The 24,874-nt window shown below is 57.0% G+C and carries 22 protein-coding genes and 3 pseudogenes; 9 read left to right on the top strand and 16 right to left on the bottom strand.

Features of this window, described 5'->3' with window-relative positions; all coding sequences use genetic code 11:
- Positions 1 to 78: 78 nt before the first annotated feature.
- From IDH41_RS02125 to IDH41_RS02115, 3 genes are all read right to left on the bottom strand, one after another.
- Entirely contained in the window at positions 79 to 1,563 is a 1,485-nt protein-coding gene (locus IDH41_RS02125; protein ID WP_190857857.1) for an ABC transporter substrate-binding protein, read from the bottom strand.
- A 188-nt stretch (positions 1,564 to 1,751) separates the two neighbouring features.
- Complete coding sequence (locus IDH41_RS02120) at positions 1,752 to 3,050, bottom strand: glycoside hydrolase family 125 protein (RefSeq protein ID WP_190857855.1); 1,299 nt, start codon at positions 3,048 to 3,050, stop codon at positions 1,752 to 1,754.
- Positions 3,051 to 3,406: 356 nt separating this feature from the next.
- Entirely contained in the window at positions 3,407 to 4,864 is a 1,458-nt protein-coding gene (locus IDH41_RS02115; RefSeq protein ID WP_190857853.1) for an MDR family MFS transporter, read from the bottom strand.
- Between the two features lie 245 nt (positions 4,865 to 5,109).
- Here IDH41_RS02115 and IDH41_RS02110 point away from each other — a divergent pair, with 245 nt between their 5' ends.
- Genes IDH41_RS02110 through IDH41_RS02100 form a run of 3 tightly spaced genes read left to right on the top strand, consistent with a single transcriptional unit; the run spans position 5,110 to position 6,972 of the window.
- Positions 5,110 to 5,607, top strand: a complete 498-nt coding sequence (locus tag IDH41_RS02110) for a DinB family protein (protein WP_190857852.1) — start codon at positions 5,110 to 5,112, stop codon at positions 5,605 to 5,607.
- A 58-nt stretch (positions 5,608 to 5,665) separates the two neighbouring features.
- Entirely contained in the window at positions 5,666 to 6,646 is a 981-nt protein-coding gene (locus IDH41_RS02105) for a helix-turn-helix transcriptional regulator (RefSeq protein WP_190857851.1), read from the top strand.
- A gap of 20 nt (positions 6,647 to 6,666) precedes the next feature.
- On the top strand, positions 6,667 to 6,972 hold the full coding sequence (locus IDH41_RS02100; RefSeq protein ID WP_190857850.1) for a putative quinol monooxygenase: 306 nt from the start codon (positions 6,667 to 6,669) through the stop codon (positions 6,970 to 6,972).
- 45 nt (positions 6,973 to 7,017) lie between these two features.
- On the opposite strand, the gene IDH41_RS31720 is transcribed toward IDH41_RS02100, so the two are convergent.
- The 3 genes and pseudogenes from IDH41_RS31720 to IDH41_RS31135 form a co-directional block, all read right to left on the bottom strand.
- The gene (locus IDH41_RS31720; protein ID WP_263364552.1) at positions 7,018 to 7,344 is read right to left on the bottom strand and encodes a hypothetical protein; all 327 of its coding nucleotides are present in this window, start codon (positions 7,342 to 7,344) and stop codon (positions 7,018 to 7,020) included.
- Positions 7,345 to 7,383: 39 nt separating this feature from the next.
- A pseudogene (locus tag IDH41_RS31715) lies at positions 7,384 to 7,599 on the bottom strand (HEAT repeat domain-containing protein); the annotation flags it as partial.
- Positions 7,600 to 8,092: 493 nt separating this feature from the next.
- Positions 8,093 to 8,344, bottom strand: a pseudogene (locus tag IDH41_RS31135) (HEAT repeat domain-containing protein); the annotation flags it as partial.
- A 384-nt stretch (positions 8,345 to 8,728) separates the two neighbouring features.
- Here IDH41_RS31135 and IDH41_RS02090 point away from each other — a divergent pair.
- Positions 8,729 to 9,598 (top strand): AraC family transcriptional regulator, encoded by an 870-nt coding sequence (locus tag IDH41_RS02090; RefSeq protein WP_190857849.1) that lies wholly within the window; start codon positions 8,729 to 8,731, stop codon positions 9,596 to 9,598.
- 267 nt (positions 9,599 to 9,865) lie between these two features.
- Here the strand turns inward: IDH41_RS02090 and IDH41_RS02085 are convergent, their stop codons facing one another.
- The 6 genes from IDH41_RS02085 to IDH41_RS02060 form a co-directional block, all read right to left on the bottom strand.
- The gene (locus IDH41_RS02085) at positions 9,866 to 10,960 is read right to left on the bottom strand and encodes a GerAB/ArcD/ProY family transporter (protein ID WP_190857848.1); all 1,095 of its coding nucleotides are present in this window, start codon (positions 10,958 to 10,960) and stop codon (positions 9,866 to 9,868) included.
- A gap of 13 nt (positions 10,961 to 10,973) precedes the next feature.
- Positions 10,974 to 11,207, bottom strand: coding sequence for a hypothetical protein (locus tag IDH41_RS02080; protein WP_190857847.1), 234 nt, complete (start codon positions 11,205 to 11,207; stop codon positions 10,974 to 10,976).
- 10 nt (positions 11,208 to 11,217) lie between these two features.
- Entirely contained in the window at positions 11,218 to 12,417 is a 1,200-nt protein-coding gene (locus tag IDH41_RS02075; RefSeq protein WP_190857846.1) for a Ger(x)C family spore germination protein, read from the bottom strand.
- A gap of 5 nt (positions 12,418 to 12,422) precedes the next feature.
- Positions 12,423 to 14,027, bottom strand: coding sequence for a spore germination protein (locus tag IDH41_RS02070; protein ID WP_190857844.1), 1,605 nt, complete (start codon positions 14,025 to 14,027; stop codon positions 12,423 to 12,425).
- A gap of 123 nt (positions 14,028 to 14,150) precedes the next feature.
- Positions 14,151 to 14,753: a GNAT family N-acetyltransferase gene (locus tag IDH41_RS02065; protein WP_190857843.1), complete on the bottom strand. Its 603-nt coding sequence runs from the start codon at positions 14,751 to 14,753 to the stop codon at positions 14,151 to 14,153.
- Positions 14,754 to 14,936: 183 nt separating this feature from the next.
- The gene (locus IDH41_RS02060) at positions 14,937 to 15,563 is read right to left on the bottom strand and encodes a nitroreductase family protein (RefSeq protein WP_190857841.1); all 627 of its coding nucleotides are present in this window, start codon (positions 15,561 to 15,563) and stop codon (positions 14,937 to 14,939) included.
- A gap of 173 nt (positions 15,564 to 15,736) precedes the next feature.
- Here IDH41_RS02060 and IDH41_RS02055 point away from each other — a divergent pair, with 173 nt between their 5' ends.
- A complete protein-coding gene (locus IDH41_RS02055) occupies positions 15,737 to 16,330 on the top strand; it encodes a TetR/AcrR family transcriptional regulator (protein WP_190857840.1) in 594 nt (197 codons plus the stop codon).
- Positions 16,323 to 17,303 (top strand): annotated as a pseudogene (locus IDH41_RS02050) (glycerophosphodiester phosphodiesterase family protein). Before IDH41_RS02055 ends, IDH41_RS02050 begins: the two are co-directional and overlap by 8 nt.
- A gap of 158 nt (positions 17,304 to 17,461) precedes the next feature.
- Here IDH41_RS02050 and IDH41_RS02045 read toward each other — a convergent pair.
- A complete protein-coding gene (locus tag IDH41_RS02045) occupies positions 17,462 to 17,887 on the bottom strand; it encodes a DUF1801 domain-containing protein (protein ID WP_317890669.1) in 426 nt (141 codons plus the stop codon).
- 120 nt (positions 17,888 to 18,007) lie between these two features.
- Entirely contained in the window at positions 18,008 to 19,027 is a 1,020-nt protein-coding gene (locus IDH41_RS02040; RefSeq protein WP_190857836.1) for an AraC family transcriptional regulator, read from the bottom strand.
- A gap of 132 nt (positions 19,028 to 19,159) precedes the next feature.
- Here IDH41_RS02040 and IDH41_RS02035 point away from each other — a divergent pair, with 132 nt between their 5' ends.
- Positions 19,160 to 19,741, top strand: coding sequence for an NAD(P)H-dependent oxidoreductase (locus IDH41_RS02035; RefSeq protein ID WP_190857835.1), 582 nt, complete (start codon positions 19,160 to 19,162; stop codon positions 19,739 to 19,741).
- A gap of 614 nt (positions 19,742 to 20,355) precedes the next feature.
- Here IDH41_RS02035 and IDH41_RS02030 read toward each other — a convergent pair.
- Complete coding sequence (locus tag IDH41_RS02030; protein ID WP_190857833.1) at positions 20,356 to 21,507, bottom strand: enolase C-terminal domain-like protein; 1,152 nt, start codon at positions 21,505 to 21,507, stop codon at positions 20,356 to 20,358.
- Positions 21,508 to 21,698: 191 nt separating this feature from the next.
- Here IDH41_RS02030 and IDH41_RS02025 point away from each other — a divergent pair, with 191 nt between their 5' ends.
- The gene (locus IDH41_RS02025; RefSeq protein ID WP_190857831.1) at positions 21,699 to 22,622 is read left to right on the top strand and encodes an ArsR/SmtB family transcription factor; all 924 of its coding nucleotides are present in this window, start codon (positions 21,699 to 21,701) and stop codon (positions 22,620 to 22,622) included.
- 632 nt (positions 22,623 to 23,254) lie between these two features.
- On the top strand, positions 23,255 to 23,929 hold the full coding sequence (locus IDH41_RS02020; RefSeq protein ID WP_190857829.1) for a DUF559 domain-containing protein: 675 nt from the start codon (positions 23,255 to 23,257) through the stop codon (positions 23,927 to 23,929).
- Between the two features lie 303 nt (positions 23,930 to 24,232).
- Here the strand turns inward: IDH41_RS02020 and IDH41_RS02015 are convergent, their stop codons facing one another.
- Positions 24,233 to 24,799 carry a DUF1697 domain-containing protein gene (locus IDH41_RS02015; RefSeq protein ID WP_190857827.1) on the bottom strand — a complete coding sequence of 189 codons (567 nt, stop codon included), beginning with the start codon at positions 24,797 to 24,799 and terminating at the stop codon, positions 24,233 to 24,235.
- Positions 24,800 to 24,874: the final 75 nt, after the last annotated feature.

Raw genomic sequence — 24,874 nt, 5'->3', positions numbered from 1 at the left:
AAAAAAGGGGCGGTCAGACGGTTGCTCCGAATGATCCGGCCGTTGACAGCCCCCGTGCTTCGTTGCCGGCCCTCGCGGTTATTCCTTCTTCTCTTCCTCCGGCTTCGGCGAAGGCTCGACGAATTCGCCCTTCAGCCTGAGCGCCAGCTCCTCGAGGCCGATATTGACCGCTTCCTCGATTTCGGCCACCTTGGAAGCCGGCTCCAAATTTTGATTGTAGAAGCCCACGTCCGGGATCAGGGCGAGGCCGCTGTGCACATTGCCCTGCATCTGCTGGCCGATGAACGCCATGTCCGATACGCCGTAATTTTTCAGCTCCATCAGAACGTCGAGAGACTCTTCGTCGCGCAATTGGGTAAAGGCGATTTCGTCCATGCGGATCTGCTCTTCCTCCTGCGCCTTCCATGCGAGCGCTTCCAAAATCAGCCCCGTTTTGTCGAGCTCTTTGTTCGTAACCGGCACGGCCATGGACGGCGCGTCGTGGCTTACCCAAGAAAGATAATTGTCGGTATTATTGCCCATCGGCATCGGAACGAAGCCGAAGTCGCTTTCCATTTCGTAGATCGGATCGATGACGCCGCGTCCTCTGGAGTAAGCCAGGAACAGCGCTTTGCCTTCGACGAACGCTTTGACGTACGCGTCCATATCCTCGCCTTCCTTCTTCGGGAAAAATGTGTCTCCGGGCTTGGCCAGCTTCTTGATCATTTCGATCGTTTCGAACGCTTCCGGCGTGTTGACGGCGTACGTCATTTTGCCGTCGTCGGCGATATCGATGATTTTGTTGCCCGACGCCAGATAGAGCGCAACGCCGATATCCCAATCGTGGCCCGTCGCCAGGCCGTAGCGGTCGTTGCTGTCCATGACGCCGTCGCCGTTCAAGTCGCGCTTCGCCGCCTGCTCCATTTCGAGCATTTTTTCGAACGTCCATTGCTTGTTCTTCACGAGATCGTACGGATTCTCGAGACCGAGCTCGTCGATGATGCTCTTGTTGAACGCGAGCACCCATACTTCGTCCCCCTGGTTCGCGAACGGCGCGGCGACGCCGAAGGTCCGGTTGTCGTAGGTCAGCAGGTTGGACGTGTTGTATTCTTTCCAATAGGCGTTATCGAGCTTCAGGTTCGGGATTTTGCTCATGTCGGCGAGACGCTTGCCGTTAATGTGCCGGCCGAGCTCCCACGTCGGCGCGATGATGATGTCCGCGTATTTGTCGCCGGCAAGCACCGCGTTGCTGAACTCTTCCTCCGAATGCTTGCGAAGCTCGATCTTGACGTTGTACGTCTCCTCGACCCATTTGATCCGGTCGATGATCGCGTTGGCCAGGTCGGAGCTGCCTTCCTGCGGGAACCACCTGTTCGGGTTATTGTCGGCAACGACGAATTTGTAGCCGCCCAAATCCTGCACCGGAGGCGCGCCGTCGTCCGCCGGCGCTTCCTCGCTGGCTTCCGGCGACGGCGCGTTCGAGGCCTGTCCGGCATTGTTCTGCCCTTCGGGCTCCGTATTGCCTCCGTTCCCGCCGCCGCTCGTGCAAGCGCTTGCAACAAGCGACAAAACCAAAATCAGCATGACAAACCAAACTACTCTACTTTGTTTGCGCATTCTTCTTCCCCTTCCAACCTTTTTTATTTGTTATGCAGAGCCTGCTCGCCGGAGCAGGCCTGCCCTAACACGAATGAAGGCGATCTTACGCGGGCTCGCAAAGCCCGCGGCTCGCGGCAAAATCCAAGGCCTCTAAGGGTGAGTTTGGTCGTCGGTTACGCCTCGGAAGGAAACAAATGCTGCTTCTTTCCTTCGACGAGCTTGTAGATCAGTTCGCCGAACAGGCTGTTGGCCCAAGCGAACCACGGTCTCGTATATTCCGCGGGATTGTCCGCGTGGAAGCCCTCGTGCATGAAGCCTTCTCCGGCATCCGTCGAGACGATCATGGCGAGCAGCTCGCGGATCTCCTCGTCGTCGTCCGACGTCAGCGCCTGCATGGTCAGGCCGATATGCCAAATGTAGCCGGAAGGCGTATGCGGGCTTCCGATTCCTTTGGCCGCCTTCCCTTCGTAGTAATACGGGTTCTCCCGGCTCAGAATGAACCGCCTCGTATTCCGGTAGATCGGATCGTCCGCGGGAGCGTATCCCATGTACGGGATCGAAAGCAGGCTCGGCACGTTCGCGTCGTCCATCAGGTTGTAACGTCCGAGCCCGTCCGTCTCGTAAGCGTAAATATCGCCGAATTGATGATGCTTGAAAATGCCGTACGCTCTAATGCCGGCGTCGATCTCGCCGCAGAGCTTTCCGGCGGCGGCTTCGAGCGCCTCATCCCCGTAGACGTCCAGGGCGATCCGCTGCACGTACCGGAGCGCGACGACGGCGAACATGTTCGACGGAATCAAATAATGGTACGCGCAAGCGTCGTCGCTCGGCCTGAAGGCCGACCAGGTCATGCCGGTATACGCGGTCGGCGTACCGAGTCCTTCGTTCTTCAGCGTGTCGGATTCCGGGCAATTCAACCGCTGGAACCGGTATGGCGACCATTCCTCGTGCTTCTGCTCCGCCGTCCACAAGCCGATGATGGCGTTGACCGTCTCTTTGAAAGCGTCGTCGAACAGTTCCGTTCTGCCCGTCGCTTGCCAGTACAGGTAGGCGAGCTGGATCGGGTAGCAGAGGGAATCGATCTCGTACTTCCGCTCCCACACCCAAGGGCTGCCCTCGGTCAAATCCCCCTTGTGTCCCTGGTTGTTCGGCTCCTTGTTGAAGGCATTGGCATAAGGATCGATCCGTATGTACGACATCTGCCGCCTTATGAGCCCTTCAATGATTTGCCGGTAACGGTCGTCCCCGGCCGCCAACGGGATGTAATGGCGGACCTGGGCGGAGGAATCGCGCAGCCACATGGCCGGAATGTCTCCCGTGAAGACGAAGGCCGTCCCGTCGTCCAGCACTTCGGTCGTCGTCTCCAGCGTGTTGTAGAAGCAGTTTCGGTAAAACCTCGCCATCCTCGGCCATTGCTCCAGCCGGGCGATCACGTTGTCGTTCTTCGTTATTTCGTCTACTGATCCTTTCATCCGCAGCCTATCCCTCCCGAGCCATTCTATGTTGCCATGTTGTTATGTGTATTGATATAAGCGCTTACAAATAGTATATTATACAGAATGACTTGATATGTCAATATGTACACTGCACTTTTTTTGAGCCGGAATTGGCCAAGTGTAAACGGCTGACGTTACGCACGAACCGCTAGCTGCATCTTGCGCAGCTCGGTTCTGTGCCGTCCTTTGGCGGCATAAGCTCGTTTCGCGATGAAATAGAAGCTCATTTATTAGTGCAAAACATATAAGTTCTTATATTCGAACAAAAAAATCCCTTGCCGCTCAAGGAACGGCAAGGGATTTTCGATTGACGATAGCGGCGGGCGAAGCTTCTATTCCGCCTGCGCCTTCGTGCGCTTGATGAATAGCGAGAGCACGAGAGCCGCGATCGCAAAGGCGAAGCCGACGACGAAGGCGTTATGCACGCCGGACACCATCGCTTCGGACATTTGTGCGGGAGACGTCGGATCGGAGGACTCCTCCAGGAAGGAGCGCTGTCCGGACGTCATGATGCCGATGAACAAGGCGACGCCGATCGCGCCCGCAACCTGCTGCAGCGTGTTCAGAATGGCCGTGCCGTGCGGATAATACCGCTGCGGCAGCTGATTCAAGCCGTTCGTCTGGGTCGGCATCATGATCATCGAAATCGCGACCATTAGGCAGATATGCAGAATGAGGAACGATGTCTTGGACGTTTCGCCCGACACCTGCGTGAAGAACCACATAATGACGGCGAGGAACAACGTTCCCGGAATGACGAGCGCCCTCGGCCCGAACTTGTCGAACAGCTTGCCCGTCAGCGGGGAGATAAGGCCGTTCAGCAAGCTGCCCGGCAGCATGAGCAAGCCCGATGCGAATACCGTCATCAATAGGGCGCCCTGGAACAGGAACGGAAGCAGCGACATCGTCGAGAACAGCGTCATCATAAGAATGATGAGCAGCAGCGTCGTCAGCGTAAACATCGGATACTTGAACGCCCGCAGATCCATGAGCGGCTCCTTTAGTCGGAGCTGACGAAGCACGAACAGGAGCAGCGCGACCCCGCCGACGGCCACCGTGCCGTAAACTTCCGGACTCGACCAGCCGCCGTGGCCTTCGCCCGAGCTGCTGAAGCCGTAGACGATGCCGCCGAAGCCGATCGTGGACAGGATGAGCGACACGACGTCGACTTTCGGCTTCGTAACCGTCGATACGTTCTTCAAATAGATGGACGCAAAAATAATCGAGAAAACGGCGAACGGCAGCACGAAGTAAAATAACCAGCGCCATTCAAACGATTCGAGAATAAGTCCGGACAGCGTAGGACCGATGGCCGGGGCGAACATGATGACAAGCCCGATGCTGCCCATCGCGGCCCCCCGTTTCTCCGGCGGGTACAGCACGAGAATCGTGTTCATCATGACCGGCAGCATGAGGCCGGTGCCCGCGGCTTGCAGCAAGCGGCCGGCCAGCAGGAACGAAAATTCGGGCGCGGTTCCGCATACGAGCGTGCCTACGGTAAATAGAGTCATCGCGCCTAGGAACATCTGCCTCGTCGTAAACCATTGCACAAGCAGCGCCGAAGCCGGAACGAGCACGCCGACGACGAGCATGTAGCCGGTTGCCAGCCATTGGAGCGTCGGAGCCGATACTTGAAGCTCGACGAGCAGCTCGGGAAACGCGATGTTGAGGAGCGTTTCGTTCAATATGGAAAAAAACGCCCCGATAATAATCGAAATCAAAATCGGCAGCCGCTTCACGTTCCCAAGCTCTTCGGGAGCGGCAGCGGTTGCCGTACCAGCCGTATTCATTCTCTCTCCTCCTTAACTTTCGCGCGGCAATCATCGCTTTGGAAAGCAACCTCCGCGCCTTTCGCGATCTATATTTGTATGTCTGCCCGTGACCATACTAAGCAATTATAGTGCAAGAAACATCGCGATACAAACATTTCCATGGTAAATTTCATTTTAAATTAATATTGCTGACCGTAGCTGTCAGGGATTGACATGTATACTCCATTTTGAAAGCAAGCGATCAATCGAATGGAGGAATTGGCATGTACGAGAAATTGGAGCAATTCGCTTCGGAATGGGCGCAAGAGGCCAAATTGACCGAAGCCGTCATGAACGCATTGACCGATGAAGCTTTGTCGCGGGAGGTCGCCCCGAACCGGCGGACGCTGGGGCAGATCGCCTGGCATCTCGTCGCGTCCCTACATTATATGGCGTCGCTCGGACTCGCCTTCGAGGGGCCGCCGGAGGGCGATGAAGCCCCGTCTTCCGCGGCCGTGATCGCGGAGCGGTACCGGCAGACGAGCGAGTCGATGCTTCAGGCGGTCATGACGCAGTGGGACGACGCAAGCCTCCGGGCGACGGCGGAGATTATGGGCGAGCAGTGGGCGAACGGCGCATCCTTGCGGTTTACGGTCATGCACCAGGCTCATCACCGGGGACAGATGACGGTCTTGATGCGCCAGGCCGGCATAACGCTTCCGGAAGTGTACGGCCCGACCTACGAGTCATGGATCAGGCAGGGCATGGCGCCTTTAAAGTGAAGCCGCTATAATGGAAGCAACGAATCCAAGACATTCATGACGGGAAGGAATCCTCGACATGTCCAAGGCGGATAACATGCTCGCCATTCTGTGGCTGCTCCAATCGGGCAAGCGGATGACCGCCAAGCAGCTGGCGGACGAGCTGGAAATTCACGTGCGTACCGTATATCGCTGCATCGACTCCCTATGCGCCAGCGGGGCGCCGATCATCGCCGATTCCGGCCCGAACGGCGGCTATCGCATTCTCGGGCGCTTCGCCGAATCGCCTCTCCTGTTCGACATGGACGAACAGAAGGCGCTCGTGCAAGCCTCGACGTTCGCGCGGGAAGCCGGCTATCCGTTTACGGAGGCGCTGGACCGGGCCATCGACAAGCTGAAGCGGTACGCAAACGAGAAGCAGCTGGGCCACATGGAGCGCCACGGCGAAGGGATATCCGTCATCCAGCCGCCGGTTGACGACCGCGTCATGAGTTATCTCCAAATACTGGAGGAAGCCGCGGCGCAAGGCCGGTCGCTGCGGATGGCGTACGAAAGCGCCGGCGCCGATTGTCCCAGCGATCGGGAATTCGACCCTTACGGCATCATTCATTGGAAGGGCCATTGGTATACGGCCGGGTTTTGCCGGTACCGCGGGCAGCCGCGAAGCTTCCGCGTGGACCGCATCGCGGGCTTGTCGCTCATGGACCGGCATTTCGAGAAGCCCGCCGAATTTTCCGCCAAGCAGTTCCTTATGGGCGGCCTGCTTCCCGGGGCGACCGGCGAGAGCGGCCTGCTGACGGTTCGCATTCGCGCGGCCGAGCAGGCGCTGAACGAATTATGCCGGCATTGGATGTTCGGCCATGCGATGAAGGAGCGTAAAGACGGCGAAGCGACATTCGAGCTGAGCGGCTCCTCGATGCGCTACGTGCCTTACTTTCTGCTGCCGTACGGCAAGGCGCTAACCATTCTCGAACCGGACGAGCTGATCGGGAAGATGGCGGAGGTAAGCGCGGGCATCGCGGCGCACTACGATTCGATGCGCTCGGACCATTTAACTTGAGAGGAAGAGTGTGGGACGAAATGGAAAAGTTCACGATGTACGGGAAGCTGACGGCGCAGCCGGGCAAAAGGGACGAGCTCGTTCAAATTTTGCTCGAAGCGGCCGAGGGGCTTCGCGATTACGAGGGTTGTTTGTTGTATATCGTCAATGTATCGGACGAGGAACCTGACGCGGTATGGGTGACCGAGCTGTGGACGAACGCCGAAGCGCATGCCGCCTCGCTGAAGAACGAAGCCGCGATGGAGCAGATCAAGCGCGCCCGGCCGATCATCGCCAGTGTGGATAATCCGATCCGGCTGCGCCCCGTCGGCGGCAAAGGGTTATAAGAAGAAGGAAGACTCGGCGATGCCGGGTCTTCCTTCTTTTTTGCCTCAGAACGTGCTCGCTTTGGTCGTGTCGGGACACCATCTTGCCGAGCGGTAATAGCGCAGCAGGACGTCCACCGCTTCCGCCGTCCGCAGATGGTCCAGCGCCTCGCAGGCATAAGCGCGCACGTAGCGGTCGGCGCTTCCAAGCGCCCGCTCCAGCACGCCGACCGTGCCGCCGGCGGCGGCGTGCCCGCCGATTCGAAGCAGGGACAGCGCGGCCGTATAGCCGATTTTATTGCGGATATAGCCTTGCGAGGGGGCGTATTCGCTGGCCGGGTCCTTCTCGGCGGACGCCGATTCCTCGGCTAGCGATGCCGCAAGCGCCCTCATCAGCGCGGTCACCGCCCGGCCGGTAGGCGCCAGCAGCAGGCCGAGCGACTCGGCCGCGTTCCGCCGCACCCATTCGCTCGAATCGGCTAGCGATCGGATCAAGGCGGCCTCGACGCGGTCGTCCTTGCCGCCCGTCATGCCAAGCGCGAAGCAGGCAAGCGCCCGCCGGCCGTCGTCCGGGTGGTCCAGCAGCTCTAGCAGCCCGGCGATTTCCGCCCGGCCGGCGGCCTGCAGCCCGTATGCCGTATGCCGCATGCCGCGCCGCTACGCGCGAGCCGGAGCGCACCGCCTCCAGCAGCTCGCGGCCGCCCGCTTCGCCCAGCTTCGCGAGCGCGTAAGCGGCATTCGAAGCGGCCGCCTCCGACGGGTCGTCGAGCAGCTTCGCGACCTTCGCGCTTGCCGCGATGGCTTCCCCGCCGAGCAGGCCCAGCTCGCTTGCGGCATCGGCGCGTACCCGTCCGTCGGCATCGTTCAGCAGGGCGGCAAGCTCCTGGACGGCACGCTCGCCGGACGGCCGCTCCCCGGCGCCGTTCGCGCCGCTCTCTCCTCTCAGCCAGCGCCACACGTCCGTCCATAGATGAATGCGGGAATCGCCCTCATCCGCAGGGGCCGGAAACGCCGCTGAACGGTTGTTCCAGCTTGGAGCGGTCGGCGCTTTCAGCCTCGCGAATTGAAACTTAAGCATATACCGGTCCGCATTCGACGTGTTCAGCGACGCCTTATGCCACAAATCGAAGTGGACGAGCACCATCGTGCCCGCCGGCCCCGTCGGCAGCAGAAACGGCTTGTCGTTTCCCGGGAACCGCTCGTCGTACTGCGAGCCGGGCATAATGGCGGTCGGGCCTAGCTCTTCCGTTACCGGCTGCGTATAATAGAAAATCATCGCCCACCAAGGACGGTGGCTTCGCATCGCGCTCCAATAGCCGTCCTTATGCCAATTTCCGCCGCCCGGATTTTGATCCGCGGGCCGGTTGTAATGGCAGTGCCGATGCGGATGCATGTAATAGCCGGGACCTAGAATGCCGGTCAGCGCGCCTTTCACGACCGGCGTTTCGAACAGCTTGCGGATATCGGGCACTCTCGGCAAAATGTTGTTGCCCGGATTGCCTTCCTCGTGCAGCACGCCGTTAATCCGGTTCATGATGCCCTGGTGCAGCTCGTCCGGAATATCGTTATGCAGCACCAGATAGCCTTTCGCAATAAACTGGGCCATTTGTTCGTCAGTCAGCAAATAAGGATTCGGTTCCAATCGGATCACTCCTCGGATAATCGTGTCGTTACCCTATCAATTTATCCGAATTGCGGACCGATGTATTTAGCAAGCCGTCATTTATTTGCACAATCGTCAGGTAAATTTACGACTAGAATTCGGAGGCGTTCACCTGTGGATTTTTCGTCGCTGCACCCTTACGTCTATTACGCGACCCGCTATCCCTTCTCCAAGGGGCAAACGAGCGCGGAGAGAATCTGTTACGCCAGCTCCATCTATTTGATCAGCGAAGGATTCGGCGTATTGAAAACGCTCGGAAGAACGTACGAGACCGGCCCCTGCTCGCTCGTCTACATCCCGGCCGGACAGCCCCATGAATGGATCGCCGACGATCGCGAGCCGATGGTCCACGTGTGCTGCTACTTCGATTGGAGCTACGTGGACAGACGTTCGCTGTCCGAATGGGCCCATTTCATCTGCTACAATCCCGAACTGCTGGTGGAAAGTCTCGTCGGCGCCCCGTTCCCTTATCCGATCCCCGAGGCGGCGAAGGTCGATTCGCTGCGGACATGGATCGACCTGTTCCAAAGCTTCTACAAAACGGGCGAATACACGACCGGGCGTACCTTCATCCGCAACTTGACGTCGCAGCGCAATTTTCAAACGTTCATCGCTTATTTCCTGCAGTTCATGCTAAAGGATGCGCATATTCCCGATCCGCGGATAAGCGGGATACTGGACAAGATGGAGCAGGATCTGCTGAGCGGAGAGGACAAGCCCTTGTCGGACTATTACGGGCGGTTGAACATGAGCAGAGGCTACTTCTTCGAAATGTTCAAAAAAGCGACCGGCGCCTCGCCCGTACAATACCGGAACCGCTTCCTGATCGGGCGCGCCATGGAAGACCTGCTGCACACCCGCTTAAGCGTTACCGATATCGCGGCCAAATACCATTTCCGTTCGGTCCATTACTTCTCGCGGCTCTTTCATAAGGAGACCGGCCAATCGCCGAGCGATTTCCGGGCGTCAGCCAAGTACAGGTAGCCCCTTAGGGCTGCCTGCTGCCGCCTCCCGACCCGAACGATGAGGACACCTTCATCCTTTATGAGCCGAAACTTACTATTTTGATAGAAGACAGGGTGCTTTTACGAATTAATGAGGCAATCCTCATTCCCCGTGAGGCCAGCCTCATGACAAGTGAGGTTTGCCTCATTAATCCAACGATGCTCAATGACTGCCTGCCTATCCATGAGGTTTGCCTCACAAAACAATGCGGATGCCTCATTGATGGACGAATACGCAAAAAAAGGGCTACGCTTGGCCCTTTTTTCTAATGACCGCCACAATCCAGATCAGCAAGGGAAATACGACCGCATACGGGAAGGAGTAGGGGAAATCAATTTTGGAGGCGAAGCTGACAAAACTCGTTATGTTCGGATAGGCGATGACGGAAAGCACGATCAGGATCATGCCGAAAGGCAAATACAGCGGCCGCGCATCCTTCATGCGGAATAATTCGGCGAAGGTCATGATGGATGCGTAGAAGGCGATTCCGAGCTTGAAGTAGATCGTTATGAACCAAATTCCCGCCATGATGACCTCGAGCCTTTCCAGAAAGTTGCCGATACTGATTTTTTTCGCCAAGCTGTAGCTTGGATACATTTGCCTCGCCGTCAAATCCGCGCCCAAGACCAGAATCGATAAGGCGGAAATGATAATAAGCAGCACCCCTCCGATCAGGACGCCGGTCAAAAACGCTTTTCTGGCTTTAGGCGCGTTATTAATAAACGGAAAGATCATCAAGAAGATGACAAGCTCCATGTACGGGGTGCTTATCATCGGCAGGGAGGCCTTGATAACCGGTTTGATTCCGTATCCAAGTATGGGGGTTATGTGGTGAATATCAAATTTCGCCGGCAGCAGAAACACCATGATCAGAAAAAAGAAGATCATCCACGGAAAGAAAATTTCCGCCGTACGGGCGAAGGTCTCGATGCCGCTGCGGATGCCCGTGATAATGACGAGCAGGAAGAAAATGTGAATGTACTGGATAGGCGTGTTCGGCATCACCTGCGTCGTCAAAAAATCGCCGATATTCCGCAGCACCAGGGCGGCGAGAATGAAAAAATAGCAAAAATATAGAAACGAAACGATCGCTCCCGCCCACTTGCCGAGCACCTCCCGGCTGTAATGGACCAAGGTCGTATTCGGAAACCGGACGGTAAGCCTGTTGTAGAAGAAGACCATGCCCATACCGATCGCAAGCCCGACAGCCGCGGCTATCCAAGCGTCCTGCTTGGCTGCGTGGGCAAGACCGGAAGGCGCGATAAGGATGGAACTCCCTACCGTGAACAGTATCGTCAACACGGTAAACTGATGGACGCCGATCTTTCCTTTTTCAATCAATGCAAACCCACCTCTATTTCAAAAATGCGTTCATCATATCGCTGATCGGCTTATGGATCGCCGTAATGAGCGTCAACGGATTCGGTATCGGCAGCTTGACCGCTTCCATGATGCCGACCGCCGTTCCGATGAGCAGCACGATCAAAAAAATGCCCAATTCCTTCATCATTGCGTTTCTTGCAAGATTGGGCGCTTCCAGGTACAAAATAAAGCCGCTTGCAAGCAAAATTCCCGCTACCGTCCACATCGGCCTCCCGTCACTCCTCTCGGTCCAGCAATGAATTCGAAGTCGTACCCATGCGTCGAAATTTTGCGTTCACTTGAATGGAGACGTCCAATCGGGAGAAATAATCGTCCCAGTCCTTCTTCAGCTTCCTCCACGATTTCGGATCGGCATCCTCGATCTTTTCGCCAAACCCGAAAATATCCGCTTTATTTTTTTTCGCTTTCCTGATCGCGGCTTTCATCATTTGCGTGAGCTTCTCTTCCGCGATCTCTTCCAGCGCCTGAATATTCGCCTCTTTCATCAGATCGACTTCGCAACGAACCTCACCGATATTTTGCTCCACGAATAGATCGATATGGATGCTCGGTTGTCCTCGCGCCACCTTGCCTTTTACTTTTGATTCCGAGCGGGTAATATCCAGCGCCGCCGTTCCTCCACCGGGACAGGCGATATGGCCGGCTGAATTGTTTACGTTTCCCATAATATAGTTGTAGCCCTTGGCCTCTTCTTCGTTGAGCCAATCCACCAGCTTATCCTCCTTGAACAGGGCGACGCCCGAATAAGCCAGATTGACGTAAGGCGAGATGCGGCTCATGTTTTTTTTGGATTGACCGCTTTTTCCGTTTCCGGTAATGACGATGCCCGTCAGCACGGTATCCTTCGTCGGATTCGACAAGTCGGATATGAATTTATCCAATTGCATGCTTACGGTGGCCGCCCATAGCTTATCCGACATCTCCAGCGTGCTGAACATTTTGTTCGCCGGAATTTTATCGATCGGCGTCAATATTTTCATGACTTGTCCGGCCGTTGTCCCTTTGGCGACGACGATGTAGAAATCGCTGCGAAGCTCATGGTTTCGCGATATCCCGTCCATGACCTTCAGAATCCCTTGTCTGGCCAAGCCCTCGCCGATAACCAGAATACGCAAATGAGACATATAGACTTTTCTTGGCGCCACGACCGTCAGCTTTCTTAACGCTTCGATCGTTGTCGATTCCGCGACTTTCAGCGTCGTTACCGGCGGACTATAGCCTCCCCCGTCTTTTTTGGAGGCCACCTCGCCCGGATTCACGATTTGAACCGTAACCTGCGTCTGACCGCCCTGCCGATCAAGCCCCATTCCTACGGCAATGGCCAGATCGTTCAATTCACGGCGATCCCAGCATCCTGCTAGCAATACGGCGGCTCCGACCGTAAGCAGTCCAAGCCATGCGCAATATTTTCTCATCTTACTCACGCTCCTCCGTTCGACTTCCGTTCGGGCCTTGTTGTCGGAGCGTTGCGTTCTCGAATTCGATTATTTTTGCTCATTAGCCGCGGCCTGGCGAACAGCGCCCATTGGGGAAACCGGAGAATGACGTCCTTCTGATCCTCTACGATGAAGGGTCCCATCGGCGTCATGTACGGAACGCCGAAGGAGCGCAAGCTGCATAGATGCTGCACGACGCCGATCACGCCGACGATCACGCCGAACAAGCCGAAGGTGGCGCCGAAGATCATGAGAACAAACCGCAAAATTCGGATCGATATGCCCATATTGAAGGCGGGAATGACGAAATTCGAAATGGCGGTGATAGCCACCACGATGACCATCGCCGGCGATACGAGGCCCGCTTCGACGGCCGCCTGGCCGATGACCAAGGCACCTACGATCGAGACCGCTTGTCCGACCGTCTTCGGAAGCCGCACGCCCGCTTCGCGAAGAATTTCGAAGGTGACCTCCATAATGAACGCTTCAACGAAAGCCGGGAAAGGAATACCTTCGCGCTGCGAGGCCAGAGAGAACAACAGAGCGCTCGGAAGCAGCTCCTGATGGAAGGTGGTGATCGCGATATAGAGCGATGGCGCAAGCAGGGAGATGAAGAAGCAGCCGTACCTTAACATGCGAATTAACGTCGCAAACTCGGCCCTTTGATAATAATCCTCCGCCGATTGATAAAATTGGACGAACAATGCGGGCGCAAGCAGCGCGAACGGGGTTCCGTCGACGAGGATCGCGACGCGTCCCTCAAGCAGTCCGGCCGCGATGACATCGGGCCGCTCGGAATTGTACAGGGTAGGAAACAGCGTAAACGTCTCATCCTGAATCAGCTCCTCGATATAACCGCTTTCCAGGATGCCGTCTATTTCGATGCGTTGAAGCCGTTGTCTTACCTCTTCGACCACCTTCTCGTTAACGATTCCGTTAATGTACATGACTCCGATCCCGGTCTGCGTGAATTTGCCGATCGTCATCGTCTCGAGCCAGAGCTGCGGGGTTCTGATTCTTCTGCGGAGCAGCGAAATATTCGTATGTATGGACTCGGTAAAGCCTTCCCGCGGTCCTCTGACGACGGATTGCGTCGTCGGCTCCTCAACGCCGCGTTCCTTGCCCCCGGATGAACTCGCAATCAGACCGTAAGGGCAGCCATCGGCCAATATGACCGTCTCACCCGATAATATCGCATGATAGACGGCCTCCAAATCGGCTGCCGGTTCCGAATCCTCGACGGCCGGGACGTTATTTTGGATGAAGGCCAACTTGTCCTGCCGGTCATGGTCCGCTTCCTGTCGGAACGCCTTGACCGTCCTGATAAGCGGCTCTTTGATCATCTCATGGACGACCGAAGGATCCGCCAAGCCTTCCAGGAACACGATTCCTACGTTTCCCGAATCCAGATCGCCGTCCCGGATGAGGGCGGTTACGACATCCTTGCTGTTGCCGAAGGCTTGTCTGATCTTCGAGAAATTACGGCTTACATCCGGATCAAGCCGCTCCGGCTCCCGCCCGTCTTCCGGCTGTTGAGAAGATCCGCTCTTGTCGAACAGGTTGCGGATAAATTTCGTTAGTGCGCCCATAACATCCCCCGGCATCGAATTCTTTTTCTTACCATTTCCAAAATGGGGAAAATTATGACGGACCGTTATGCATCTACGATTCTTATAAAGGCTTCAAGCACGAAAAAAAAAGGACCTTCCGCCTCAGCGGGAGATCCTGTTTCTCATATATAAACGCTCGTTAAAGCCGAGCCGCCTGCGGAACCATCTCTGCTTCCTCGATTTGAATACGGAGAAGCCCTGCTTCTCGTACAGCCGTATGGCCTTGACGTTTGTATCGACGACTTCAAGCGTGAATACTCGATACGGCAAATGTTCGAGCAAATGATTGAGCAGCGCCGTGGCGATTCCTTTGCCCCGATAGGCCGGGTCCGTCGCGACGGCTTCCAAATAGCACTCGTCCTCCCCGAGTTCGAGCGGCGCATGAAATTGCTTCTCGAATATGCCGTGCAGCAGCCATCCTTTGAAACGCCCGGCGGCTTGCTGCAGCTCCCTTCGGTCGAACCGCTGGGAACGGGTCTTGTTCGTGGAATAGGCCATAATGCCGGCCACTCTTCCGTCTTGGATCGCCGCGTAGAACTGTTGCTTCACGAACGATTGCTTGATCAGCCGGGCGAGGACGGTTCGATCGCGGGACACCTCTTCGAGCTCCTTCCGGTAGCTGTCCACGAACACTTCCGCGGCCTGCTCGAGGCCGGCGGAATCCAGCTCGGCGAAACTTCTGATCGCTGCGGGTTCCATCAGCATCACCTCATCTCCTGATAGGAAATTTCCGGAGCCGAACGGATTGCAGCGGACGGCTCCGATGCCATTGTACCGGATACGGCCGGGAGGAGGAACCGTCTGCGGGTCGTCATTTCCTCCTTCTTCGGAAGGAGACGGGATATCTTTCAAGGACGGGTTCCACGTAACGCGGAACCGTAATCGGCCTTAAAACCGGTTATACGTGACGAACTCCCCATTCGGCTTCCGATAGCCGCGCGGCCGCTGGCTGGACGTGTCTTCTTTGCCGAGCGTGATGAGGAGAGCGGGAACAAACCGCTCGGGGATGCCTAGCGCTTGGATGAGCCGATCGGGATCGAAGCCGATCATCGGGCATGTATCCCAGCCTTTGTCCTTGGCGATCATCATGAACAGCATAGCCGACAGGCTCGCGTTGCGGATCGCTTCGTCGCGCTTGAACGCCTCGCCTCTGCTTTCGTACATCGCATGCACGCTGCTGACGGTATCGTCGAATTCCCGCCTGTCGATTACACCGAGGCTCAGCAAGCCTTCGTTGATCGGACCGACGTTCCGGTACGCCTCGAGGTCGCCGAGCACGACGATCGCCGCCGAGCTCGTCAGCACTTTATACTGCCGGAATGCCGCTTCGTGCACCTGCTTCTTCAATTCGCTATCCGTAACGGCCAAATAATGCGCATGCTGCAAATTAAAGGCCGAAGGGGCGAACTTCGCCAGGCTGAACAGCTCGTCCAGCTCCTCCCTGCCGATCGCAACGTCCGGTTTGAATTTGTTTGCCGATCTTCTCGATTTCAACAGCTCCGTAAATTCGCTCATGATAGTCTCGCTCCTTATTGTGTATATTGCCAACGATTTCCTGCCCCTTATCATAACATACTTACTTTACTTACGTAAGCTAGTAAATATAAAGCAGTAACAGATTTGCATTTTCGACGCGCCGCCTATATAATGACCGCAGTCATATATGACCACGGTCATTATTGGGAGAGATGAGAACCATACTGAGGGAAATCAAGAAAAAAAACACGAAGGAAGAGATCGTGCGGCAAGCGGTGGCGTTGTTCAAGCAGAAGGGCTACGATCAGGTGACGGTCGAGGAAATCGCGCATAACAGCGGAATCGCCAAAGGAACGTTTTTTAACTATTTTCCGAAGAAGGAGCATATTTTGCTGCACTTGGCCGAATCGCATTCGCAGCTTATGGGGCAAATCGTCGCCAGGCATAACGAAGGCGCCCCGAAGGAAAGAATATACCGCGTTTTGCGGGATCTGCTGGACATTTATTTGAAATATTCCGGACTGCTCCGCCTGACGCTTGTCGAGACGATCAAGTCGGCCGCCGAGTCGCGGGAAGCGCCGAGCAATATGGCCGTCTTGCAGGAAGCGGTCCGCGATTTGATCGAGGAAGCGAAGCATGGCGGATCCCTCCGGAGCCGGTGGGATTCGGATGCGGCCGCGTCCGTACTGGCCGGGGTATTTTTTCATACGCTCATTACCCATGCTTCGGATGCGCGGGAAGAAGCGATTCTCGAATCGCTGAGGCTGCAGCTGGACGTCGTCTGGGAGGGTATCGCGGATGAATAGGCTGAGGAGGGCATTAAGAAGCAAATTCGTTATTTTCCTCGTCATGCTGGTCGCATTCCTATACGTCAACAACGGTCCTCTCTTCAGCAAGCCGCGCTACGGCGATCCGCTTCTGCTTGCCCACCGGGGACTGGCCCAAACCTTTACGATGGAAGGCATCGCCGGCGATACGTGCACGGCCGAGCGCATTTACGAGCCCGAGCATCCGTATTTGGAAAATACGATCCCGTCCATGGAAGCGGCGTTCGAGGCCGGGGCGGACGTCGTCGAGTTCGATGTCCGGCCGACCGAGGACGGGCAGTTCGCCGTGTTCCACGATTGGACGCTCGACTGCCGGACGGATTTAAGCGGCTTGCCGAGCGACTACACGATGGCGGAGCTCAAAGCGGCGGACATCGGATACGGCTATACGGCCGATCAGGGACAAACCTATCCGTTCCGGAGCAAAGGGATCGGGTTGATGCCTTCGCTCGAGGAGGTGCTCGCCAGCTTCCCCGGCAAGTCTTTTCTCATTCATATGAAAAGTAACGATCCGGAGGAAGGCAAGCTGCTCGCAAGCTATCTCGGCAAGCTCCCGGAAGGGCGCCTCGCGAAGTTGTCCGTCTATGGCGGGGACGAGCCCGTCGCCTCGCCACTGTAGGCTCTCCCCGGCGTCCGCGCCATGTCGAAGGCGACGATGAAGAGCTGCCTGATTCCTTATCTCGCAGTCGGCTGGACCGGGTATACGCCCTCGGCCTGCAGCCATTCGCAGCTGCATATCCCCGAGAAAATCGCGCCTTGGCTGTGGGGCTGGCCGGATCGCTTTCTGAACCGGATGGACCGCGCGGACACCCGCGTCATCGTCACCGGCGGCGACGGCAGCGATTTCTCAAGCGGCTTCGACACGCCGGAGGACATACGCCGCCTGCCGTCCGATTATTCCGGCGGCATCTGGACGAACCGGATCGACCGGATCGCGCCGCTTTATCGATAGGGGCGGCTGCCGCCGCTTCGCCGCACAAAAACAGAGCCCGCGCAGCCTGCCGCCAGGCAGGTTGCGCGGGCTCTGCGCTCCTATCGGCTTTGCTCCGATTCCATATCAAGCACATGCCACCTATGGCCGTCCAAAATTCGCGAAGCCCGCGCCGTACTTCAGTATTCGATCCATCTGTTTACCGCTTCCGCTAGCTTTTCTTTTTTGGCCGCGACGTCGTCCATGTCCGTAAATTTGACGGTCGCGCGATCGGCGGCCGCCCACTCCAGCAAGCCTGTCTCGTCCTCGTACGTCTCCTTCGCCGCTTTTGCCTTTGCCCCGCGGTGGAAGACGAGCAGGAAGTACCCGTTGCCGCGCAAATTGAACGTAACGCGATCTTCATTCTCGTAGCAAAAGCTTGGCGCGTTCCACTTGATCTGTTCGGTCAGCCGGTCGTTGGCGCTTAATAGGATGCTGCGCACTTCCTCGATTTCCGCTTTCAACGGATGCTCGAGATCGTTCAAGAAGGCGACGACCCGTTCATGGCCGGTCGGCTTCTCCGCCTTCCTGCCGCCCGCTTCCTTCCTCCCCTTCGTTGTGGCCACGATAACCCTCCTCATTCCCCGAATTATGCTTGTTTCCAGTATCCTGTTTATCTTAGCATAATCGGCAACGCTCGATTTCTCTCGGATTGCTCTCGATCAGGAACAGGAATCGAGTCTGGCTCAACCGGACAAGCCTGCCCGTTTCGTCGTCCGGTATTGCGCCGGCGTTAAGCCCGTCCACTTTTTGAACGCGCTTTGGAAGGCGCTCGGCTCCGAATAATGAAGCAGGTAGGCGATATCGCTCACCGAGTGCTCCCGCTTGCTCAGGTAGCTCATCGCCAGCTCCTTGCGAACCGCCGCTGCCAATTCGTTGTAGGAACGGTTCTCTTCCTTTAATTTGACCTGGAGCGATCTCGCGCTCATCCCGAACGAATCGGCTGTCTGCGCTAGCGTCGGAAAGTACGACGGGATGCATCGGAGCATCCATTGGTATACCCGGTCGGACAGCGCTCTGCCTCCGATCAGCTTCTCGCTCGTTTCGGCCGCGATCGCCTCGAAGATGCCAAGCAATCTGGCGTCGGAATACATGATCGGGTACTGCAGCACGTCTTTGTCCATGCGCAAATAATTGCTGTCGACCCCAAAGCGGGGCTCGCAGCCGAATACGTCCGAGTAAGGCCCGGCGTCGCCCGGGGCCGCATGCGAGAAAGCAAGCTCGCGCAGCGGGACTCGCCTGGCGCTTAGCCTGCCGATCAGATGATGAAGCGAGCTCGCCATATCGTCCATGCAGTGCCTGGACATCCGCCCGTCCGGGCTATGCAGGTACAGTCGGAGCATGACGTCGTCCCCGTCTTCCTCCCATTCAAGGTTAAACCCGCTGCACAAAATGACGTTATACCGCCGGTAGGCGGCCAGCGCGCCGGCTATCGTCCCGGCATGCGTCATGACGTAACCGAGGATGCCGAGGTCCTCGATCTCCGTCAACCGCCCTTGGCGCAAGCCGAAATAATCGTCCCCCGTATAGTCCGCTGCCGCAAGCATCAGACGCTCCAGCTCCGCCCCGTCGATTCGGGCCTCCGTGTCCTGCAGCAGACCGGCATTAAACGATACATGGCGGAAAAAAGATTCCGGATCGCATCCTTTATGAACGAGCGTCTTCACGATCGGAAAAACCATGGATACCGCAACGCCTTGCTCCATCAAGCGTCCACTTCCCCTCTGCGCGATTCATCCTGTTTTATGCGTCTATGATCATTCATCTATCGCGTAAAAAGCCTTATGCTCATCTTAGACTTACACCCGTCTATCATATCATAAGAGAGGAACATGCAGATGAAATCGAACATCCTGGTCATTAACGGGCATCCCGACCCGCAAAGCTACTGCGCGGTCTTGGCCGCCGCCTATATCGAAGGCGCCGCAGGCAGCGGCGCCGTCGTTCGCGAGCTGCGGTTAAGCGAATCGAGCTTCGAACCGAATTTAAAATACGGGTACCGTCAACGGACGGAGCTGGAGGAGGAATTAATCGAGGCCCAGAAGCTGATTCGCTGGGCGGAGCATATCGTGTTCGTCTATCCGACCTGGTGGGGGGCGATGCCGGCCATCCTGAAGGGCTTTATCGACCGCGTCTTCCTGCCCGGGTTCGCCTTCAAATACCGCGAGGATTCGGTGTACTGGGATAAGCTGTTAAAGGGAAAATCCGCGCGGCTGATCGTGACGATGGATACGCCGTCCTGGTACAACCGGTGGATTTACGGCCATGCCGGGCATAAAGTGATGAAGCGCAACATTTTGAAGTTTTGCGGCATTACGCCCGTTCGCGTCACCGAGATCACCCCCGTCAAGCCATCGACGGAAACGCGGCGCGCCGTGTGGCTGGATCAAGTGAAGCGGCTCGGGTCGAGGCGGGGGTAGGCCGCGACGGCAGCATCGCAAATACAAGATGGGGCTTGCCAACGCTCCTTATGGGAGGCATCGGCAGCATCGCATTCGATCGCGAAAAAGAAAACGGCTTGTCCGATGTTCTTGCGGGCGCGCGGTGCTGCCGGTCCATGTTCCGGGCTCGAGGAGCAGAACCTGCATTCGTGCATCTTCTGCACCGCCGATCCCGATGCCGAACGGTCATGCCTGCAAAAGTACAGCCGGTCCACGTTCCGGGCCCAAGGAGCAGAACCTGCATTTGTGCATTTTCTGCTCCTCCAATCCCGATGCCGAACGGTCACTCCTGCAAAAGTACATCTTCCAAACCGCTTGAAAGGGATGTTCCGCTCGTTGGCCGCCGATTTCCTGCACAATCGCATCAATTTCCCTCCCAGCCCCGATTTCGGACGAAAATGCCTGCATTTTCGCAGGCTCACTCGCCCGACAACGCACCTTTAAGGGCAATCCAACGACAAAAGCCCCTTTAAGGGCAACGCGAAAAAACCTCGGTCTCCGGCGCTCGCCAAATACCGAGGCTCTATTCTTCTACTCGCATCGGGGGGCAGCGCCCGCCTTCGAATGCGACCGGACGCGTCTCGCGGCCGAGGCTACCGGCTCCAGCCGGTTGCCCGAACCTGCCCCGCGAACCGCTCCTCGTCGAAGTCGAGGCCGAAGCCCGCTTTGTCCGGGACGTAGAACAAGCCGTTCTCGACGCGGTAAGCGGATGCGTCCATGCCTTCGATCGCGATGTCGTCGTATTCGACGAATTCGAAGTTTTCGATCGCCGCGGCGACGTGGCCGAGCGCGTAAATGCCGTATGCGCTGCCGTAACAGTGAGGCGCCGACCGCAAGCCCCATTCGTCGAGACGAGCGCCAAGCTCAAGCCAGTGCGTAAAGCCGGGATAAATGATGTCGTATTGCAGCACGTCGACCAGACCCTTCTTCGCCCAGTTGACGAGATGGGGCGACGCGAGCCCTTCGCCGTCCGCGACGAGCACGTTCTGCCCGCGCCGGCGGAGCCAGTCCTTCAGATCGGCGTACAACGCGTCGTCCTCGTGGAACGCCTCTTCGATCCAATGCAGGTTGACGTCCGCGGCGGCCGCCAGCACCTCTTTCGTCAAGTTCAGATTATACGCGTTGTTCGCGTCGATCATGATCTTGCCCGCCGGTCCGGCGACTTCGGCAACGCCGTGAATGATGGCGATATCCCGCTCCGTGCCTTCCCGCAGAGGCATATGCCTGCCGCCGCGCCCGACTTTGATCTTGAAATTCCGGTGCCCTTTGGCGAAGCCTTGCGCCGCTTCCTCCTTCAGCAGCTCCACCGCATCCCGGTCGTTCTTCAGATGCAGGTCGTCGAAGTAAAGCGACGTATCGTAGCAGGGTACGACGAGCGGAGTACCCGGCTTGCGTCGTCCTGCAGACACCAATTCGTAGACGGGCAAGTTCCGCCTCCGGCCGATCCAATCCAGGATCGGATATTCGAGCGGAATGCGGTACCGTTCAAGCACCCTTCCATTCTCGTCGAACAAATCGATAAGCCTCATCCCGACGACGGCTTCCGCCATCTCCTCCGTCAGCAAGCCCGTGTTTCCGAAGCCGGCCTCTCCGTCGATCGTGACGCGGGCAACCCGTGCGGAACAGCTTTTGCCGTGATCGCCGAGCCTCCCGTTTGACCCCGCGCTCCTCGCCCGCTCTCCGTTCAACGTCGCAATCTCGATCTTTTCCACTTTCCAATCGGGCCGAATAAAAGAAATATCCATGAATCTCTACACCTTCCTCCCGGTTCTCGCCCTTCTCCATCCAATTCATTCGTTAATAGACTAATCAAATATCTCTCTATACAAATTATAAAAATCCGTCCTGAATATTGTCAAGACAATTAAACAGACCACTTAGCTTGAATCTTTTTCGTTATTTTGTTAGTATTTTAACTAATGAAAAGGAGCTGATCATGATCCGTTACCTGTCTACCGACGACAAATCGCTGCTCGTCTACGAAGCGCTGGCCTCGAGGCCGCGACTCGATATTCTCGACTGGCTCGCGAAGCGGCCGATGAGCGTGAAGGAAATCGCCGAGGCGCTGTCGTTCTCGTCCGCGACCGTTACCGTTCACGTCCAAAAGCTCGAGGAAGCCGGGCTGATCGTATGCTCGCCGGCTCCGGGGAAGCACGGACGGCAGAAGCTGTGCAGGCTTGCGGCCGACTCCTTCCAAGGAAGCATCCGCACCCGCAGCGGCTCCGGCTATCGGGATGACCTATCCTGCTCGATCCGCGTCGGCCATTATACCGATTATTCCGTCAAGCCGACCTGCGGGCTCGCGATGGCGTCCTCCTTCATCGGCCAGCTCGACGATCCCCGGTACTTCTCCGACACTCGCCGTTTCGATGCCGACGTGCTCTGGTTCGCCGAAGGATTCGTCGAATACCGGATCCCGAATTACTTGCTGCCCGGACAGCGGCTCGCCCGGATCGACATCTCGATGGAGCTTTGCTCGGAAGCGCCCGGCAGCAACGAAATTTGGCCGTCCGACATTTCGTTCGAGCTTGGCGGCGCGCCGCTCGGAGTATGGACCTGTCCGGGCGACTTCGGCGACAAGCGGGGGGTGCTCAATCCGGATTGGTGGCCAAGCAGGAACAAAACCCAATACGGGCTTCTCAAAATCGTATCGGTCACGGAAGAAGGCACGTTCATCGACGGCGTCAAACTGTCGGACACGTCGGCTCGCGACGTCCAGCCCGCGTTCGGCCAGCACTTGCCGCTGCGGATTTCCGTCCTCCCGGACGCCGGCAACGTGGGCGGCGTCACGCTGTTCGGCCGAGGCTTCGGCAACTACGATCAGAACATCGAGATCGCGTTCCAGGTCGCCCCTGTTTGATCTTGCAAACGAAGATAGGCAGCGCCATTCTAGCGGCAAGAGACGAAGAACGTCCCGATCCATTCGCCAAGCGCGGATGGAACCGGGACGTTCTTTTTTGGCAAACATCTGCCGCCTGACGCTCCCCTGCTGCCTATCGCTTTACGTGCCTACTAACACTGCGTATCGCTTCGCGTGCCGACTAACGCTGCGTATCAGCTGTAAATTGCTGCAATTGTACAGGTTTTCGCTCATCGGCAGGTAACCTATCGTATGTTCCTGCAAAAGTGCAGCTTTGTAAGAGCCATACTGTCCGATCGAGCGCGGATGCCCCATAATGCCTGTACTTAAGCAGGAATTTCATCCGGACCGTTCGAGAACGATAATAATAACTGCATTTTCGCAGGCATGATTGACCTAAGTCCATGCCGTTCATCGCCGCCCTGAGGGGACGGCTCTGATACGGCCGCGCCGCTTGGTCGGCCAATGACCGGCAACCGGCCGTCCGAAGGTGCACCTGTGATTAACCAGCGATTGGCAATCGAAGCGTTCTCGGCTATACGAACGGTAAGAGACGAAGAACGTCCGATCCATTCCTTGCGCGAATGGAAGCGGACGTTCTTTTTTTCATGCTTGCGGAAGAGGTGCCGAATATGAAAACGAGCTTCGAAGGGCAACATCAATCGTTTATCCAGGAGCATTTACGGAGAAGAACCGGCGAACGGAAAGGCCGGCTTGAGCGGGGGCACCAGGCTGCGGAAAAGTTGTTTTGCGGCAGCGTGTGGTGGCCGCTAAGGGGCAGCTTCGACGATTTGCACCCGGAATACGAAGTGCTTGATTGGCGGGGCATGTCCTATTTTTGCGATTTCGCATGGATCAAAAGAACGGTTAAGCTCGTCATCGAGATCAAAGGCTTCGGCCCGCATGTCAGGGACATGGACAGACAGAAATATTGCAACGAATTAAACCGGGAGAGCTTTTTGACCGCAATGGGCTTCCAGGTCGTTTCCTTCGCCTACGACGACGTCGCGAACCGCCCGGAGCTGTGCATCACGCTGCTTCGCCTCATTTTGAGCCGATACGAAACCTCCGCTTCATCGGTCGAGCTTCTTCGCTTAAAGGAGAGGGAAACGATCCGTCTCGCTTGCGCGCTCGCTCGTCCGCTGCGTCCCGTCGATGTCGAGACCCATTTGGGCATTAACCATCGGACGGCCGTTCGAACCCTTCAGACGCTATGCGAGCAAGGGTGGCTCACGGCGGTAACCGGAGCCGGCGGCAAGCATGTGGTTCGGTACGAGCTTCGGCCCAACGCGCTGCGTTTATTGTAGATTCCTGCGATTGTGCAGGCTTTCAGTCATCGACGCGTAATGCTTCGAATGCGCCTGCAAAAGTGCAGCTTTTTACAAGCACTGCTCATCGATCGAGCGCAGATGGATCATAAAACCTGTACTCCAGCAGGAATTTGTTCCGATTCGGTTGATACCGTTAAAAATAACTGCACTTTTGCAGGCTTGCTTCGCATACGTGGATGAGACAAGTCCAAACTTTTGCAGGCTTGCTTCAACCACTCTAATCCGATGGGTTCGGTGACGAGAAAGCCCTTGCAGCAATCGCAACGGCAAGGGCCCTTCCTATTTGGCGCTCTCCATTTCGCCGGCCAGCGCGACGAGCTTGCTGAGCGTCTTCCAGTTCCGGACCGTCGCCGGCGCGAGCTGCCTGAGCAATTGATCCGCAAGCTTGGAGTTTCGCACGCTCTCGCCGAACAGCAAGTACACGTCCCTCCCCGCGATCCGGTACCGGTCGTCCTTGAAGTCGTATGCCTTCAGCTTCTCAACGCGATCCGCCCTCGGCTCCTCCAGCAGCATCGCGACGTACAAGTGCTCCGCATCCGTCAAAGCTTCCGCCGCTTCGATTTCCTCCCTGGAGAAGGGACAGCCCTCCGCGATCGCCTTCAATTCGGCGGACGTCCGGATAATGGTCGCAATTGAAAGGCCGAACTCCTTCTCGATTGTCTGCTCGATCAAGCCGCGCAGCGCCGACTCTTCCAGGTCCGATTCGAACAATACGTTGCCGCTCTGGATATACGTTTGTACCCGTGACAGGCCGGCCGCTTCCAGCGCCTTGCGCAAATCCGCCATCTTGATTTTATTGTTCCCGCCGACGTTGATGCCTCGCAGCAAAGCGATCTGAATGGTCATAGGATAGATTCCCCGCTTCCCGATAGGATGCGTTAAGTTTATCACAACTTGGCTGCCGTATTGGAATCTTTACCC

Source organism: Paenibacillus arenilitoris, assembly GCF_014705655.1.
In the GTDB taxonomy this organism is placed as follows: Bacteria; Bacillota; Bacilli; order Paenibacillales; family Paenibacillaceae; genus Pristimantibacillus; species Pristimantibacillus arenilitoris.
The sequence above is the reverse complement of the archived record's forward strand: the minus strand, read 5'-3'. Positions and strand labels throughout refer to the sequence as shown.

Coding starts and splice junctions, on each gene's coding strand:
- IDH41_RS02020 (WP_190857829.1), top strand. CDS start 23,255: ATGAAAACGAGCTTCGAAGGGCAACATCAATCGTTTATCCAGGAGCAT.
- IDH41_RS02080 (WP_190857847.1), bottom strand. CDS start 11,207: ATGTGGACGGTAGCGGGAATTTTGCTTGCAAGCGGCTTTATTTTGTAC.
- IDH41_RS02035 (WP_190857835.1), top strand. CDS start 19,160: ATGAAATCGAACATCCTGGTCATTAACGGGCATCCCGACCCGCAAAGC.
- IDH41_RS02040 (WP_190857836.1), bottom strand. CDS start 19,027: ATGGAGCAAGGCGTTGCGGTATCCATGGTTTTTCCGATCGTGAAGACG.
- IDH41_RS02115 (WP_190857853.1), bottom strand. CDS start 4,864: ATGAATACGGCTGGTACGGCAACCGCTGCCGCTCCCGAAGAGCTTGGG.
- IDH41_RS02025 (WP_190857831.1), top strand. CDS start 21,699: ATGATCCGTTACCTGTCTACCGACGACAAATCGCTGCTCGTCTACGAA.
- IDH41_RS31720 (WP_263364552.1), bottom strand. CDS start 7,344: ATGAGGGCGCTTGCGGCATCGCTAGCCGAGGAATCGGCGTCCGCCGAG.
- IDH41_RS02100 (WP_190857850.1), top strand. CDS start 6,667: ATGGAAAAGTTCACGATGTACGGGAAGCTGACGGCGCAGCCGGGCAAA.
- IDH41_RS02105 (WP_190857851.1), top strand. CDS start 5,666: ATGTCCAAGGCGGATAACATGCTCGCCATTCTGTGGCTGCTCCAATCG.
- IDH41_RS02125 (WP_190857857.1), bottom strand. CDS start 1,563: ATGCTGATTTTGGTTTTGTCGCTTGTTGCAAGCGCTTGCACGAGCGGC.
- IDH41_RS02065 (WP_190857843.1), bottom strand. CDS start 14,753: ATGCTGATGGAACCCGCAGCGATCAGAAGTTTCGCCGAGCTGGATTCC.
- IDH41_RS02110 (WP_190857852.1), top strand. CDS start 5,110: ATGTACGAGAAATTGGAGCAATTCGCTTCGGAATGGGCGCAAGAGGCC.
- IDH41_RS02060 (WP_190857841.1), bottom strand. CDS start 15,563: ATGAGCGAATTTACGGAGCTGTTGAAATCGAGAAGATCGGCAAACAAA.
- IDH41_RS02070 (WP_190857844.1), bottom strand. CDS start 14,027: ATGGGCGCACTAACGAAATTTATCCGCAACCTGTTCGACAAGAGCGGA.
- IDH41_RS02055 (WP_190857840.1), top strand. CDS start 15,737: ATGAGAACCATACTGAGGGAAATCAAGAAAAAAAACACGAAGGAAGAG.
- IDH41_RS02120 (WP_190857855.1), bottom strand. CDS start 3,050: ATGAAAGGATCAGTAGACGAAATAACGAAGAACGACAACGTGATCGCC.
- IDH41_RS02075 (WP_190857846.1), bottom strand. CDS start 12,417: ATGAGAAAATATTGCGCATGGCTTGGACTGCTTACGGTCGGAGCCGCC.
- IDH41_RS02030 (WP_190857833.1), bottom strand. CDS start 21,507: ATGGATATTTCTTTTATTCGGCCCGATTGGAAAGTGGAAAAGATCGAG.
- IDH41_RS02015 (WP_190857827.1), bottom strand. CDS start 24,799: ATGACCATTCAGATCGCTTTGCTGCGAGGCATCAACGTCGGCGGGAAC.